The sequence below is a fragment of the Chelativorans sp. M5D2P16 genome, from assembly GCF_034427935.1.
In the GTDB taxonomy this organism is placed as follows: Bacteria; Pseudomonadota; Alphaproteobacteria; order Rhizobiales; family Rhizobiaceae; genus Chelativorans.
In genome coordinates, this window is the sequence record NZ_JAXQNM010000008.1 from 397,609 (window position 1) to 411,112 (window position 13,504).

The window sequence follows — 13,504 nt, forward strand, 5'->3', positions numbered from 1 at the left end:
GGGCCGGTCAGGCTGCCGATCCCTGCTGCTTGCTCTCGCGGGTATCCATCGAAAAGGTGTGCATGGCCGCAGCTGCGGCCCGGCGCACATGGTTGACGGCAAGTGAGCGTGCTTTTTCCGGGTCGCGCTGGTCGAGCGCCGCAACCAGAGCTTCCAACTCCTTCAGGCTCTGGTTCCATCGGTTCGGCGCCTGGAGGGACTGCGCACGCAGCAGCATGGTGCGCGCATTCAGGAGGTACAGGGTCTTACCGAGCGCATCGTTTCCGGTGCCCGCAATGAGACATTCATAGAATCTGTTCTTCATGGCGATTCGCTTGGCAGTGGCATCCGCCTGCTTTACCTCTTCGAAAGCTCCATGCAGCGCCTGCCGATCCTCATCCGACGCGTGTTCCGCGAAGAGCTGAGCGGCGAGGCCCTCCAGCACTTCGCGCACCTGATATACGCCGATTGCTTGAGCTGCGGTGATGCGGGAGACAACCGGTCCCTTATGCGCGATCACCTCGATCAGGCCTTCCGATTCGAGCTGGCGCAGGGCTTCGCGCACCAGGGTCCTGCTGACGCCGGTCAGCTGACAGAGATCCCGTTCGGGCATTCTTTCCCCGGGCCTGAACCGCCCAGCCGCGATTGCTTGGCGTATGCTTTCCGTCACGCCATGACGCAGCGTCGCGGCGGGCCGGGGGACGAGAAATTCCTGATCGGAAGCTTTCACTCCAGTCATACTCTCGGTTAGGCCTTTCTTTGTCCTTGACGTCGGGCAGATGCTGAACGGTTATCGTTGTGCTACGAAGTTCCGGTACGGATTTGCCGATTATTCCCCACAGGCATAGGTCTGTCCAGCATAATAGAGTTTGTCTTACATTCATATCGGACGGATCTTTTTGACGTAAAGCGGGTGAGACTCGCTGGCAAATCTCCAATGGCATCGTGCCGGATACCTCTCCAGTTGGTGCAGGTTATATGGCTGGCCCGTCTTCCGACCGGTCTCCGCCGCAGTTATCCTTCCAGGTCGATGATGACTTTCCGTACGTTCGCGAACTGCGGCGTCCCCCACTGCTCCCACTCCCCAGAACTGGCGGTGGAACAGGCTCTGCCTCTACCGATGCAGGCCGTGGCGCCCAGGGCTTCCGGCAGCTTATCCAATCGCGCCTCCGCGGCGAAGCCGATATCGGCGTATTATTGTATGATTTACACATTGACAGACAACGATGCATGGTTAGGGTTATTCAAATTGCCGGGACAACCGGCAGGCCATCCGGGAGGGGATGGATCATGCGGGAACGGGCCGGGAGGAGCCGTGGGCATGCATAAAGTCGACCTGTTATGCGGGGTCGGAATTGTTCTCTTTGGATCTCTTCTCATCTTCCTGGTCATTCCGATGGCCACCGAGGAAGGGATGCATTTCGGCCTGCCGCCGACCTTCTTTCCGATGCTTCTGTCGACAGGCATGGTGGTCTGTGCGGCCGGACTGGCGCTCCATGCGGCCTACCGCATGCGTAGCGGGGTCGAGCCGCGGCCGGTCCCGATCACCCGCTGGAATCTTCTGATGTTCGCATCCTCCATGGCATTGGTTGTGACCGGCGTGATCATCATCGATCTGCTCAACATCATCGTCGGAGGCCCGCTGCTGATCGCCGGGTTCATGGTCTTTCTTGGCGAGCGCAATCTCCTGCGCATCCTCGCGACCTCGACCCTGCCGGTGGCGGCCGTCTACTTCCTCGCAATCCACGTGTTGCGCACACCGCTTCCCTGAGTGAGCCGCCATGATCGACAACATCACCGTTGCCATCTCCGAGACGCTCACACCACTCGTTTTTGCCTATGTGCTGTTGGGCGTGCTGCTGGGTTATCTCGTGGGCGCACTGCCGGGGATGAACCGGACGACGGCGATCGCCGTGGCGATTCCCTTCACCTTCGCCATGTCGCCGGCCATGGCGCTCTCATTCCTGATCGGCATCAACAAGGGGGGTGCAGCCGGCTCGGCCGTGTCGGCCATCCTGCTCAACGTGCCGGGCGAGCCCTCTTCCGTGGTCACCACCTATGACGGCTATCCGATGAGCCGCAAGGGAGAGGCCAAGAAGGCGTTGAACATAGCCGTTTATGCCTCGGTCGCAGGCGACATCTTTGCCACGCTCATACTGATCGCGCTCGCCCAGCCGATGGCCCGCTTCGCCATCGGGCTCGGGCCGATCGAGCTGGCATCGATCCTGATATTCTCCATCACCTTCATCGCGGCCGTTTCCGGCGAGTCTTTCTTCAAGGCGCTGATCGCCGGTTTTCTGGGCCTGCTCCTTTCCGCGCCGGGTATCGACTCGGAAACCGGCCTGCCCCGGCTCACATTCGGCATGGTCGAGCTCTATGACGGGGTTCCGCTTCTGGCGGTGGCGATCGGCACGCTGGCGCTTTCGGAAATCCTCATCCAGATCGATAATGGTTGGCGCGGGTCCCATGCCGTGCCGCGGGCGCGGCTGGACACCGAGCGGGCCGCCGGCTCGAAAATGTCGCGGCCTGAGCTGAAGCGTGTTTCCAACGCCATGATGCGCGGTTCTCTGGTGGGTACCGGCATCGGCCTTCTGCCGGGCCTTGGTGCCACGCTCGCGTCCTTCCTGTCCTATACCTGGGTGCGCAACGGCTCGCCCAATCCGGAGCGCTTCGGCCGTGGTGCGCCGGAGGGCCTCGCCGCCTCCGAGGCGGCGGACAACGCAACGGTTCCTGCAGCCCTCATTCCCGTCTTTGCGATCGGCGTTCCGGGGAGCCTGTCGACGGCGCTTCTCATGGGCGCCTTCATGATGCACGGGCTGACGCCCGGCCCGTTCCTCTTCCGCGAGAACGGCGACATCGTCTTCTCGATCTATATCGGCATGATCATGGCCGCCGTCGCGCTGCTCTTCGTCGGGCTCTCCGGCCAGTATCTGTTCCGGATGATCATCCGGATACGCGAGACCGTCATCTACCCCGTTATTATCTTCCTGTGCATCGTCGGCGCCTATATGGAAGGCGGCGGCATGTTCGGCGTCTATCTGATGCTGGTATTCGGCTTCTTCGGATATTTCATGAAGAAGCTGGACTTCTCCTTCGTCACCTTCGTCGTCGGCTACGTGCTCGGCCCGATGGCCGAGTTGACGATCCGGCAGTCGCTTATTCTTTCCGGCGGCAACGCGGCGATCCTGCTCGACCACCCGATCGCGATCGCCTTCCTGCTGCTGTCCGTTTTTTCCATCTGGCGCTTCACGGTGAAAGGTTTGCGCTCGATGGGAAGGAGCCAGCCGGATACCGGCTGAAGAAAACAGTCAGAAATCTTTAAAGGGAGGACTGCTCGATGCCGGGAATGACAAGACGAACGAGCCTCTTTGCCGCGGCAGCAATGGCGGGTGCGGGCGCGCTCGCGCTCGTTTCATCGTGGACGGCGCCGGCCGCGGCACAGGAATGGCCCCAAGACGATATTACCATCGTTGTCGCCTATCCTGCCGGAGGCGGCACGGACTCCGCCATCCGCGCCATGACCGAGATTCTTAGCCGCGAGCTCGGTCAAAACATCCTCGTGCAGAATGTAGGCGGCGCCGGTGGCGGAGTGGCGGCGACGCAGGTAATGAGCCGGGATCCGGACGGCTACACGCTGCTCGCCACGAACTCGACCTCCATCACTCTGGCGCCGCTCGTGGAACGCACGGCCTATGACATCGACGACTTCGGGCATGTCGCCATTCTGGGCGAGTTTCAGAACGCCGTCTTTGCCAACAAGGACGTGCCTTTCGGCACACTTGATGAGTTGGTCGAGCGCGTCAAGGAAGAGAACCGGCCGATGACTTATGCCAGCCAGCTGGCCATCGACCGCCTGCTGATGCAGTACATCGCCAAGGAACGGGGAATAGAACTGCTGCCGCTGCCCGTCAGCGGCGGGAGCGGCGCCGTCCAGGCCGTGTTGTCGGGGGATGTCGACGTCTCCTTCTCCGGAGGTTCCTGGGCTCCACTCGTCAATGCCGGCGACGCGAAAGCCCTGTTCGCGGCTTCTCACGGCCGGCTGAAGGTCGCTCCGGATCTGATCTCCATGGGCGAAATGGGCTTTCCCTTCGGCGTGACCAGCCATATCTCGCTGCATGCGCCGGCGGGCACGCCCGAAGAAGTGCTGGAGAAGATTTCCGCCGCTTTCGAGCCGGCCGTCAATGGCGAGCAGGCCCAGAATGTCGGGGAGACGCGCTTCATGGACATGACCTTCCGCGGTCTCGCCGAGGCGCGCGAGGTGATCCGGAAGGAGCGTGAGACCTATCAGGCCATCCTCGCGACCCTGGAGCAGCAGGAAAAGAGCGAGTAGTCGCCGCCACCCCTGGCCGGGCGCGCTGCCGCGCCCGGCCAGCCTGCATTCCGTCGACCGCCGATTTTACCTCAGAACAAGAAGGAGAGCGTGAGGATGAGGCCGAGTGTGGCCACGAGGATGCGCATCGGTGTTTCAGGCAGGTACTTGCTCAGCCACCCGCCGCAATAGCCGCCCACCAGCCCCCCGGCAAGCACGCTCAGGGCCGCCTGCAGATCGACAAGCCCTGACAGGAAATAGGGAATGATGGTCGTCGTGTTAATGAAGAAGGCGCTCAGATTCTTCTCCGCATTGGCGTTGCGGATCGACGTCATGCCCCCCATGGTCAGGATCGTTATGAGGAAGAAGCCGAGCCCGGCGGCGAAATAGCCTCCATAGAAGCCGGTGAGAAACATCAGAAGCATCGTCAGCAGGCCGTGACTGCGGCCCACCACCAGGCGGTTCACCAGCAGCGCCAGGCGATTTCCGAGCGCGATTGCCACCACCGCCAAAACCAGCAGAAACGGCACCACCGCGAGAAATGCATCCTCCGGAGATAGAATTAGCGCAAACGAGCCCATCAGCGCGCCGGCGAGGGCCGGGGCGAGGCGGCGCAGGAAGGCTACCGCACGTCCGGCGAAAATGTGCCGGTAAAGCCAGGCGGCTGGAAGCTGTGCCGGCCAGAGGGCGACCGTACTCGTAGCATTGGCAACCACCGGCGGCAGGCCCGAGGCTATGAGCAGAGGGAAGATGAAAAGCTTGGCACCGCCTGCCAGCGCGTTGACGGCGCCGCCGATAAGTCCGGCGAGGATAAACAGCGCCAGGTCCGGCATGTCAGGCCGCACCCGCTACGGTGCGACAAGGCCGCCGGCGTCCGCCTGCTTCCTTGCAAGCCCGTGCGCACGCACGCACCCCCTCGTGCCGCGGCGGTCCCGCGGTCCGGTTAGACGCCATAGGCCGATTTCGTCCTCCAGTCCCCCGCATCGGATGCGTCCCGCTGCATATCGGCGGAACGCACACGCTAGCTGTGCTTTTGCTCTTCCTGCTTTTGCAATACGCGCATCGCGACGATGCTGGCGGACTCGATATGCCTGATGCAGGCGCGCTCGGCGCGCTCGGGGTCACGTGCAGCGATCGCGTCGCGGATCTCCCCGATCTCGGCGAGACTCTCATGGACGCGGCCCGGCTGGTTCATGGTTGTGAGCCGCAAGAGCATGATCCGGTTGTGCAGGATTGTGAGCAGCTTCTCGATGAAGATATTGCGGCTGCCGCGCATCAGGACCGCATAGAAGCGTGACTTGGCGCCGATCATGTTCGGACCGATATCGTCCTTGCCGATATCGGCTTTGATGGCGTCGACCGCCTCGCTGAGTTCCTCGACCTCCGCGTCCGTCGCGTTGCGTGCGAACTCCTTTCCGGCATAGCCTTCAAGCAGCGCCCTCACTGCATAGAGCTGTCGGGCCTCTTCCATGTCGATGACCGCAACGACGGGGCCGCGTTGCGAAACCGTGTCGACGATCCCTTCGGCTTCGAGCTGGCGCAACGCCTCGCGTATGGAGGTGCGGCTGACGCCGATCAGCTCGCACAGTTCCCGCTCGACGAGTCTCTGGCCGGGTTGGAAGCGGCCGCGGAGAATTGCGGTGCGCAACCGGTCCTCCACCATGCGCCGCAGCGTCGTCGGCTGGCTTGTAATCTGCAGGTTCTGGTCATCCATGGCAAAATCAGCTTCTTGGCGTCCGGCCTCTTCATAATGCACATCTCGGCGCTACGCCACCTGTGCGAGCCGGTCTCCTCGGGCTCGGCGTCAGGCTTCCTCCGGCACCGACGCATCGACTAGAGTGCCGATGTTCGGCAGTTCCCCGATTGTCCAGCACTGCCCAAGCAGGCGCTCGACACCCCCTGCGGAAAGGAGACGGCGCGCCTGGTCGCGAAATTTCTCCTCGAGCTGGGCGTTGGAAAGGGGGCGCGCCAGATTGCCGAGCGAATGGGTAAGCGTCTTGGTGAGTACACGGCCATCCTGGAGCTCCACTGTCATGGCGACTCCGTCCTCCGAGATGGCTGTATCCCCCTCGGCTACCGCGCTCTCGCGAACGCGGCGGATCTCCGGGTCGTTGACGGCCTCATCGGTATATTCCTGCAGGCCCGCCTTGCCGCGCACGAGACCGACCGCCGTGCCGTGGACGACCGAAAACTTGCCTTGCAGCCCCTTTGTGATGTCGCGCTTGCCGCAAAGATCCATGACGAGCGGCGCTACGCGCAGCCTCACCGCCTTGACCGAACCCGGCGCAAGGCCGTGCTCCCGGTTAAGTTGGATGGCCGCGTCGATGGCCGGGTGATTGACGATGCCGCAGGGAAACGGCTTGTAGGTGTTCTCCCTGAGATCGAAGTCGCGGCCGAGGCCGTCCGTCAGCTTAGAGAGATCATGGTCGGCCGATTGCACCGTGGCGAAACCGCGCGGACCTTCGAGCGGATAGATGCCGGAGGTGAAGCCATTCTGCGCGAGAAGGGCGGCCCCATAGCCATTCTGCGCCGCCCGGCCGGGGTGGAAGGGCTTGCCCATGGAGCCAAACATTTCGCGTAGACCCGCCGCCTGCGTGGCGGCGAGCCCGATCGCATGGACCATCTGCTCGGAATCCAGCCCGATGAGCTTGCCGATGGCAGCGGCGGCGCCGAAGACGCCGCACGTGCCGGTGCTGTGCCATCCCGCATCGTAGTGGGCCGGATAGGTCGCATTGCCGACGCGCGAGGTCACCTCGAAGCCGAGGATGAAGGCGTGCAGGAAATCCCGTCCCGAGACGGGATTGGCGCTCGCATAGGCAAAGAGCGCGGAGGCGACCGGAGAACTGGCGTGGATGTAGTTCTTCGGCGTCGTGTCGTCATAGTCGTGGAAATGCGAGGTGATGCCGTTGATGAGTGCGGCGTGAAGAGGGTCCGCCTTCTCCCGTCGGCCGATAATGGCGGCCGTCGGCTTGCCGAAGAACGGAGAGAAAGTGGCGATGGCAATATCGGCCCCGTCCTCCGGCGCACCGCCCATCGCGCAGCCGACGATATTCACGATCGCCCGCCGCGCCTCCGCGACAACATCCTCCGGCAGGTCCTTGAACCGGCTGCCGACGACATAGTCCGCCATCTCTTGCGTTACATGCACTCTTCGGCTCCTCCTGGCTGGCATTTGCCGGTCGACGCTGTCCGGCGTGGAGCCGGCCCGGCATGTTACGTCTAGCCCGAGATATTATTGACAGTCAACATGATTGTATGAGAGTATGCTGATACGGTTCGGAACGGCGCCGCCGGCGCGCCAGGGGACGGGAAAATCGGCATCATGGACAAGCACAGCAGCCGGGTGGCACTGATCACCGGCGCCAGCCGCGGCCTCGGCAGGGCCATCGCGCTGGGTTTTGCTGCGGCAGGTTACCGCGTGGCACTCGCCGCCAGGGACCGAGTGGCACTGGAGGAAGTGGCAAGCGAAACGGAAAGGGCAGGCACGCCCGAGAGCCTTGCAATAGCCGTCGACCTCGCCCAGCCCGCCGCGCCGCAGGAGATGGTCAAAAGAACGGTCGGCCTGTTCGGCTGCCTCGACGTGCTCGTCAACAATGCCGGGGACACCAAGCGCGGCGATTTTCTCGAGCTCTCCGACGAGGACCACCTTTCAGGCTTCGCGCTGAAGTACCACGGGATGGTGCGCAGCTGCCGCAGCGCCTGGCCGCATCTGGAAAAAAGCGGCGGTGCCATCATCAACATCTCCGGCGTCGGCGCGCAAACGCCGGAGCCTGCCTTCACCATCGGCGGCCCGGTCAATTCGGCCATCATCAATTTTTCCAAGGCCCTTGCCAAGCGGGCGCGCGACGGGCGTCCGCGCGTCAATGTCGTCTGCCCCGGACATATCGTGACGGACCGTTTGCGCAAGCGCATTGCGGCTGTGGCCGAGCGCGAGGGAATCGGCCTGGAGGAGGCGCAGGAAAGGCTGCGCCAGTCGCTGGAGATTGCAAGTTTCGGCGAGCCGGACGACATCGCCCGCATGGTCTGCTTTCTGGCGTCCAGCGAGGCGGCATATGTCCACGGCGCGACCATAATCGTGGACGGCGGCTCCACGCCTGGCATCTGACGGCATCGGTTACAGAACGGAGAGGTTATTCATGGGACAGGCAATCTACGGGTTCGTGGGGCTTGGCAATATGGGCCGGCCGATGGCGCTCAATATTCTGCGGGCCGGCTACGATCTCGTGGTCTATGATCCGAACGAAGACGCCGTGGCCGATCTCGTCCGGGCGGGCGCCCGGCATGTGCCCTCTCTTGCCGAACTGGGCGCGGAGGCTGATGCGGCGTTCCTGTCGCTGCCCACTCCGGAGGTCGTCCGTCAGGTCTGTCTGGGCGAGGGCGGCCTTTCCTCGGCGAAGCGGACGCGCAGCATTGTCGATCTCTCCACCACGGGTTCCGAAACGGAGGCGCAAGTGGCGGCGGCACTCGCGGCAAGAGGCAAGGTCCTGGTCGATTGTCCCGTGAGCGGCGGTGTCTCCGGGGCGGAGGCCGGCCGGCTTGCCCTGATGGCGGCTGGAGAGGCGGAGGCGGTGGAAGAGCTGCGGCCGGTGCTGGAGTTGCTGGGCAAGCTCTTCGTCGTCGGCACGGAGCCGGGCATGGGCCAATCCATGAAGGTCATCAACAATCTCGTGTCGACGACGGCGCTCGCCATCTCCAGCGAGGCACTGGTGCTCGGCGTCAAGTGCGGGCTCGACCCGGACCGCATGATCGAGGTGCTGAATGCCGGGAGCGGCCGCAACAGCGCGACGGAAAGGAAGATTCCCGACAATGTCCTGCCGCGCACATTCGACTTCGGCTTCGCCATCGGCCTGTCGGCCAAGGATGCGCGCCTGTGCATAGAGGAGGCCGAACGCCGGGGTGTCGACATGAAGGTGGGCAAAGCCGTCCAGCAAGTGCTCAATGCCACGCGCGACACGCTGGGTGCGGATGCGGATCTCACCACGGTGATCAAGCTGGTGGAGGCGCAGGCGGGCGTGGAGGTGCGCGGCGCGGCCGCCGGAGAGGACAGGTAGATGGCGGCTGAGATCGCAACAAAGGCGATCGCGCATCACACGGCTGGGCTCGAGCAGGCCGTCGCCCGCTTCGCGACCAGCCTTGCTTATGAAGATATTCCGGAGGCGGTGCGCCATCAGGCAAGGCGTGCTCTGGTCAATATCCTGGCCACCGGCTTCGCCGGCTGCCGCGAGCCGGCCATCGACAAGGCGCTCAAGGTGCTCTCTGCGCACAGCCCGTCTGGAAATGCCGTCCTGGTCGGCCGGGCGGAAAGGTGCGATCCGCTGCTCGCCGCCTTCCTGAACGCCATGGCGGCCAATATCCACGACTATGACGACACCCATCCGCGCACGGTGATGCACCCTTCCGCGCCTGTCGTGCCGGCCCTGATGGCGGTGGCGCAGGAACAAAGGACGAGCGGGCGCGCGTTCCTGACGGCCTTCATTGCTGGCGCGGAGGCCGAATGCCGGATCGGCAACGCCGTTTCACCCGCACATTATGCGCGCGGTTGGCACATCACCTCCACCTGCGGCGTGATCGGCAGCGCGCTTGCGGCGAGCACCCTCCTGCGTCTGGACGAGGGGGCGGCGGTCTCCGCGATCGCCAATGCGGCGGTGCAGGCCTGCGGCATGGTCCAGGCGCTGGGCACGATGTCGAAGAGCATCAGCGTCGGCAATGCCGCGCGGAACGGGCTGATTTCCGCACGCCTTGCAAGGGAAGGCTTCACCGGGCCGGCGGACGTGCTCGGCGGCGAGTTCGGCTTCATCGGCCTCTACAGCGACACGCCGAAGCCCGAGGACGTGACGGAGGGGCTCTGGGAGCGCTGGGAGTTCGCCTCCAACACCTACAAACCCTATCCGGTCGGCGTGGTGCTCAACCCGGTGGTCGACGCGGCGCTCGAACTGCGCGAGCAGGGCTTGGCCGATCCCGCCGACATCGACACGGTCACCATCCGCGCCCATCCGCTCCTGCGTGAGCGCACGGACCGTCCGGACGTGGAAAGCGGCCGGTTATCCCAGGTGAGCGCTCAGCACGCCCTCTCGGTCGCCATCCTGAAGGGAAGGGCGGGCGTGGCCGAGTTCTCCGATGCCGCCGTCGCCGAGACAAGGGGGCGCCGGCCGCAGATCCGCTTCGTGGACGAGACTGAGCGCGACATCTATTCCATCGAGATGCGGGTGGACATGAAGGACGGGAGAGTATTCACCGCCGTGGTCGAAGGCGCGCGCGGTTCCGCCGCCAATCCGATGAGCGACGATAATCTCTCGGAGAAGTTCCGCAGGCATGCCGAACCCATAGGCCTGCGCAACGTGGACAGCCTGCTCGAACGCTTGTGGCGCATCGATGAGAGCGAGGATTGTGGACGTGTCTTCGGCGCCTGCGGCGGAGAGGCGCGCACATGACATCACCCGTATTGCAGGGCAGACGAGCGCTCGTCACCGGTTCGGTGTCCGGCCTCGGCCTTGCAATCGCATCCAAGCTTGCCGAGGAGGGCGCCGATGTGATCCTCCACGGGCTGGTTTCCCCGCGGGAGGGGCAGGAGAAGGCCAGCCAGCTCTCGGAGCGAACGGGCCGGCGGGTCATCTTCGACGGAACGGATCTCGCGGACCCGAGCGCAATCGAGCGCATGGTGGAGCGCATCCGCGCCGATTTCGGCGATCCCAACATCCTGGTCAACAATGCCGTGATACGCCATTTTCACGCCATAGAGGACTTCCCGAGGATTGATTGGGAGCGGGCATTGGCGGTGAACGTCAACGCCGCGTTCCACCTGATCAGGCTCACGCTCAGCGCCATGAAGGCGAAAGGCTGGGGGCGGATCGTCAACCTCTCCTCCATCTATGGCAATCGCGGCGCGGCCGAGCGCATCGACTATGTCACCAGCAAGACCGCGCTCCTCGGCATCACCCGGGCCGTGGCCATCGAGACGGCCGAAACCGGCGTAACCTGCAACGCCGTCTCTCCCGGCTCAGTGCTTTCAGAGCCGATCGCCAGGAAGATCGCCGGCATCGCGCAGCGCGAGGGCATCGATGAGGCGGAGGCGCGCCGCGCCTATATCCGCGAGCGCCACCCGACGGCACGCTTCGTCGAGACGGAGAATGTGGGCGCCCTGATCGCGTTCCTTTGCGGACCCCATTCCGCCGATATCACCGGTGCCACGCTGCCCATGGACGGCGGCTGGCACGTGGCCTGAGCAGACCCAGGGAACGTCAGGCGGCGGAGCTGCGTGCAAGCCGCCGATGGAGCATCTCCATCAGCATCAGCAGCGCGAAGATTGCCGTGCCGGCGATGCTCAGTATGGGCATGGGCATCATCACGATAACGGCCACGGCAACGAACAGCGCCGCCTTCCAGTGCGGTAGCCGGTTGAAGAGCGAATAGCGTTCGAAGCCCATCGACAGCGCAATGATGCCGATCACGGTCGTAAACAGAAGGAACGCGCCCATGGGTGTGAAGCCGCCGAGCATCAGGATCCGCGGCTCGTAGATGAAGATGAACGGCACGAGGAATCCGACGATGGAAAAGCGCAGCGAGTGCAGCGCCGTCTTAATCGGATCGGAATCGGCGATCGAAGCGGCGGCGAAGACGCCCACCATCACGGGAGGGCTGATTGCGCTCATGACGGCGAAATAGAAGATGAAGAGGTGCGCGACGACCAGCGGGATGCCGAGATCGACCATCAGCGGCGCCGTGGTGACGGCGACCAGCACATAGGCCCCGATGGTCACCATGCCCATCCCGAGGAACATGCATGTCAGCGCCGTGACGAGGATCATGATATGGATGTTCCCGCCCGAGACGATCTCGATGAGATAGGAAAGCCGGTCGCCGAGGCCCGTCATCGTCAGTACGCCGATGATGACCCCCGCTATCGCCAGAGAGCCGACCAGCGGAATGCAGGTCCTTGCGCCCTGCCGAATGCCGTTCATGAAATTGCCGATCAGAGCCTGCCGTGTCTGCCGCTGAAGCATGCAGACCGCAAAGAACGCGATGATCGAGGAAGAGATCGCGTAATCGGGCGAATAGCGCCGCCACAGGAGGTACACCAGCACGACGAGCGGCAGGATGAAGGGCACGACCTCGATCGAGGAGCGGCGCAGATCCGGAATCTCACGCGGATCCATGCCTTTCATGCCGAGCTTCACCGAAGCCAGATGCACCTGCATGAAGATGCACAGATAGAAAAGAAGGCAGGGGATGAGTGCCAGACCCATGATCTGGATCAGCGGCACGCCGGTGATCTCGCTCATGAGGAATGCCGTGGCTCCCAGGATCGGGGGCGTGATCTGGCTACCGAGCGAGGCGGTCGATTCCACGCCTGCGGCGACCTCCGGGCGATAGCCCACCCGCTTCATCATGGGGATAGTGATGACGCCGGTCGTCACGATATTGGTGACCGCGCTGCCCGACATCATGCCCATCAGCGCGCTTGCCAGGATCGCCACCTTGGCCGGCCCGCCGCTGAAGCGGCCGGCGAGCGCCATGGTGAAGCTCATGAATTTCTGTCCGCCGCCGCTGGCCTCCAGGAACGCGGCGAAGAAGGCGAAGAGCCCGATATAGGTCGCGCCGATGGCAAGCGGCGTGCCGAACAGGCCGTCCGTCGTAAAGATCTGGCTCCAGAGGAGACGGTCGACGGAAAGCCCTGCGTGACCGAACAGCGCCGGCAGCATGTAGCCGAACAGGGCATAGGCGATGGCGCCGATGGCGATGTAGTTCAGCGGCTTGACCGGCGTGCGCCGGGTAAGCTCCATGGCGCCGAGCAGGAGCAGGATGCACAGGAGCTTCTGCGGCAGCGTCAGCGTGAAGACCAGCACGAAATCGAGCCACACGAAGGCGATCCAGATGGCGGCTGCCGCTCCGAGCACGAGAATGCCGTCGAGAAGATAGGCGCCGGGCGTATTGCGGGCGCAAATCTTCGGCGGCAGAACCAGTGCGCACAGAATCAGCATGAGCGCGAGATAGGTGGGTCGGAAAACCAGCGCAGGGGGGTGACTCAGCATCCCGGTTACGAATGGATAAAGGAACAGCGAAAGAGACAGGGCGCTGACGACGATCTTGCGCAACGCTCCATAGCCTTCGTAGTCCCTTGCACCGCTTTGCTCGGCGATCTCGATCTTGCCGCTCCCCGTGCCGGACATCACCTTCTCCGTCGGCCCCAACATATCCGTGGGACGCCATCGCCGGACG

General features: G+C 63.8%; 12 protein-coding genes. 7 read left to right on the forward strand and 5 right to left on the reverse strand.

The window, feature by feature from the left end; translation table 11 throughout:
• Window positions 1-7: 7 nt before the first annotated feature.
• Window positions 8-718 carry a GntR family transcriptional regulator gene (locus SIN08_RS04830; RefSeq protein ID WP_322450444.1) on the reverse strand — a complete coding sequence of 237 codons (711 nt, stop codon included), beginning with the start codon at window positions 716-718 and terminating at the stop codon, window positions 8-10.
• Between the two features lie 582 nt (window positions 719-1,300).
• On the opposite strand from SIN08_RS04830, the gene SIN08_RS04835 reads away from it, so the two are divergent.
• The 3 genes from SIN08_RS04835 to SIN08_RS04845 are packed head-to-tail and all read left to right on the forward strand — an operon-like array spanning window position 1,301 to window position 4,309.
• Window positions 1,301-1,750: a tripartite tricarboxylate transporter TctB family protein gene (locus tag SIN08_RS04835; protein WP_322450445.1), complete on the forward strand. Its 450-nt coding sequence runs from the start codon at window positions 1,301-1,303 to the stop codon at window positions 1,748-1,750.
• 10 nt (window positions 1,751-1,760) lie between these two features.
• Window positions 1,761-3,278, forward strand: coding sequence for a tripartite tricarboxylate transporter permease (locus SIN08_RS04840; RefSeq protein WP_322450446.1), 1,518 nt, complete (start codon window positions 1,761-1,763; stop codon window positions 3,276-3,278).
• A gap of 38 nt (window positions 3,279-3,316) precedes the next feature.
• Window positions 3,317-4,309: a tripartite tricarboxylate transporter substrate binding protein gene (locus SIN08_RS04845; protein WP_322450447.1), complete on the forward strand. Its 993-nt coding sequence runs from the start codon at window positions 3,317-3,319 to the stop codon at window positions 4,307-4,309.
• 71 nt (window positions 4,310-4,380) lie between these two features.
• Here SIN08_RS04845 and SIN08_RS04850 read toward each other — a convergent pair whose 3' ends face one another.
• The 3 genes from SIN08_RS04850 to SIN08_RS04860 form a co-directional block, all read right to left on the reverse strand.
• Window positions 4,381-5,121, reverse strand: a complete 741-nt coding sequence (locus SIN08_RS04850; protein WP_322450448.1) for a sulfite exporter TauE/SafE family protein — start codon at window positions 5,119-5,121, stop codon at window positions 4,381-4,383.
• 188 nt (window positions 5,122-5,309) lie between these two features.
• On the reverse strand, window positions 5,310-6,002 hold the full coding sequence (locus SIN08_RS04855) for a GntR family transcriptional regulator (RefSeq protein ID WP_322450449.1): 693 nt from the start codon (window positions 6,000-6,002) through the stop codon (window positions 5,310-5,312).
• Between the two features lie 90 nt (window positions 6,003-6,092).
• Window positions 6,093-7,436 (reverse strand): MmgE/PrpD family protein, encoded by a 1,344-nt coding sequence (locus SIN08_RS04860; protein WP_322450450.1) that lies wholly within the window; start codon window positions 7,434-7,436, stop codon window positions 6,093-6,095.
• Between the two features lie 174 nt (window positions 7,437-7,610).
• Between SIN08_RS04860 and SIN08_RS04865 the strand changes: the two genes are divergently transcribed.
• From SIN08_RS04865 to SIN08_RS04880, 4 genes are read left to right on the forward strand one after another with little or no spacing between them, the layout of a single operon-like run.
• Window positions 7,611-8,393 carry an SDR family oxidoreductase gene (locus tag SIN08_RS04865; protein WP_322450451.1) on the forward strand — a complete coding sequence of 261 codons (783 nt, stop codon included), beginning with the start codon at window positions 7,611-7,613 and terminating at the stop codon, window positions 8,391-8,393.
• Between the two features lie 31 nt (window positions 8,394-8,424).
• Window positions 8,425-9,339, forward strand: coding sequence for an NAD(P)-dependent oxidoreductase (locus SIN08_RS04870; protein ID WP_322450452.1), 915 nt, complete (start codon window positions 8,425-8,427; stop codon window positions 9,337-9,339).
• A complete protein-coding gene (locus tag SIN08_RS04875) occupies window positions 9,340-10,719 on the forward strand; it encodes an MmgE/PrpD family protein (protein ID WP_322450453.1) in 1,380 nt (459 codons plus the stop codon).
• Complete coding sequence (locus SIN08_RS04880) at window positions 10,716-11,510, forward strand: SDR family oxidoreductase (RefSeq protein ID WP_322450454.1); 795 nt, start codon at window positions 10,716-10,718, stop codon at window positions 11,508-11,510. Before SIN08_RS04875 ends, SIN08_RS04880 begins: the two co-directional genes overlap by 4 nt.
• 16 nt (window positions 11,511-11,526) lie before the next feature.
• Here the strand turns inward: SIN08_RS04880 and SIN08_RS04885 are convergent, their stop codons facing one another.
• Entirely contained in the window at window positions 11,527-13,455 is a 1,929-nt protein-coding gene (locus SIN08_RS04885; RefSeq protein WP_322450455.1) for a TRAP transporter fused permease subunit, read from the reverse strand.
• Window positions 13,456-13,504: the final 49 nt, after the last annotated feature.

Excerpts from the sequence above, each read along its gene's own strand:
- SIN08_RS04870 (WP_322450452.1), top strand. The coding sequence starts at position 8,425 with ATGGGACAGGCAATCTACGGGTTCGTGGGGCTTGGCAATATGGGCCGG.
- SIN08_RS04850 (WP_322450448.1), bottom strand. The coding sequence starts at position 5,121 with ATGCCGGACCTGGCGCTGTTTATCCTCGCCGGACTTATCGGCGGCGCC.
- SIN08_RS04875 (WP_322450453.1), top strand. The coding sequence starts at position 9,340 with ATGGCGGCTGAGATCGCAACAAAGGCGATCGCGCATCACACGGCTGGG.
- SIN08_RS04830 (WP_322450444.1), bottom strand. The coding sequence starts at position 718 with ATGACTGGAGTGAAAGCTTCCGATCAGGAATTTCTCGTCCCCCGGCCC.
- SIN08_RS04880 (WP_322450454.1), top strand. The coding sequence starts at position 10,716 with ATGACATCACCCGTATTGCAGGGCAGACGAGCGCTCGTCACCGGTTCG.
- SIN08_RS04855 (WP_322450449.1), bottom strand. The coding sequence starts at position 6,002 with ATGGATGACCAGAACCTGCAGATTACAAGCCAGCCGACGACGCTGCGG.
- SIN08_RS04885 (WP_322450455.1), bottom strand. The coding sequence starts at position 13,455 with ATGTCCGGCACGGGGAGCGGCAAGATCGAGATCGCCGAGCAAAGCGGT.
- SIN08_RS04865 (WP_322450451.1), top strand. The coding sequence starts at position 7,611 with ATGGACAAGCACAGCAGCCGGGTGGCACTGATCACCGGCGCCAGCCGC.
- SIN08_RS04845 (WP_322450447.1), top strand. The coding sequence starts at position 3,317 with ATGCCGGGAATGACAAGACGAACGAGCCTCTTTGCCGCGGCAGCAATG.
- SIN08_RS04835 (WP_322450445.1), top strand. The coding sequence starts at position 1,301 with ATGCATAAAGTCGACCTGTTATGCGGGGTCGGAATTGTTCTCTTTGGA.
- SIN08_RS04840 (WP_322450446.1), top strand. The coding sequence starts at position 1,761 with ATGATCGACAACATCACCGTTGCCATCTCCGAGACGCTCACACCACTC.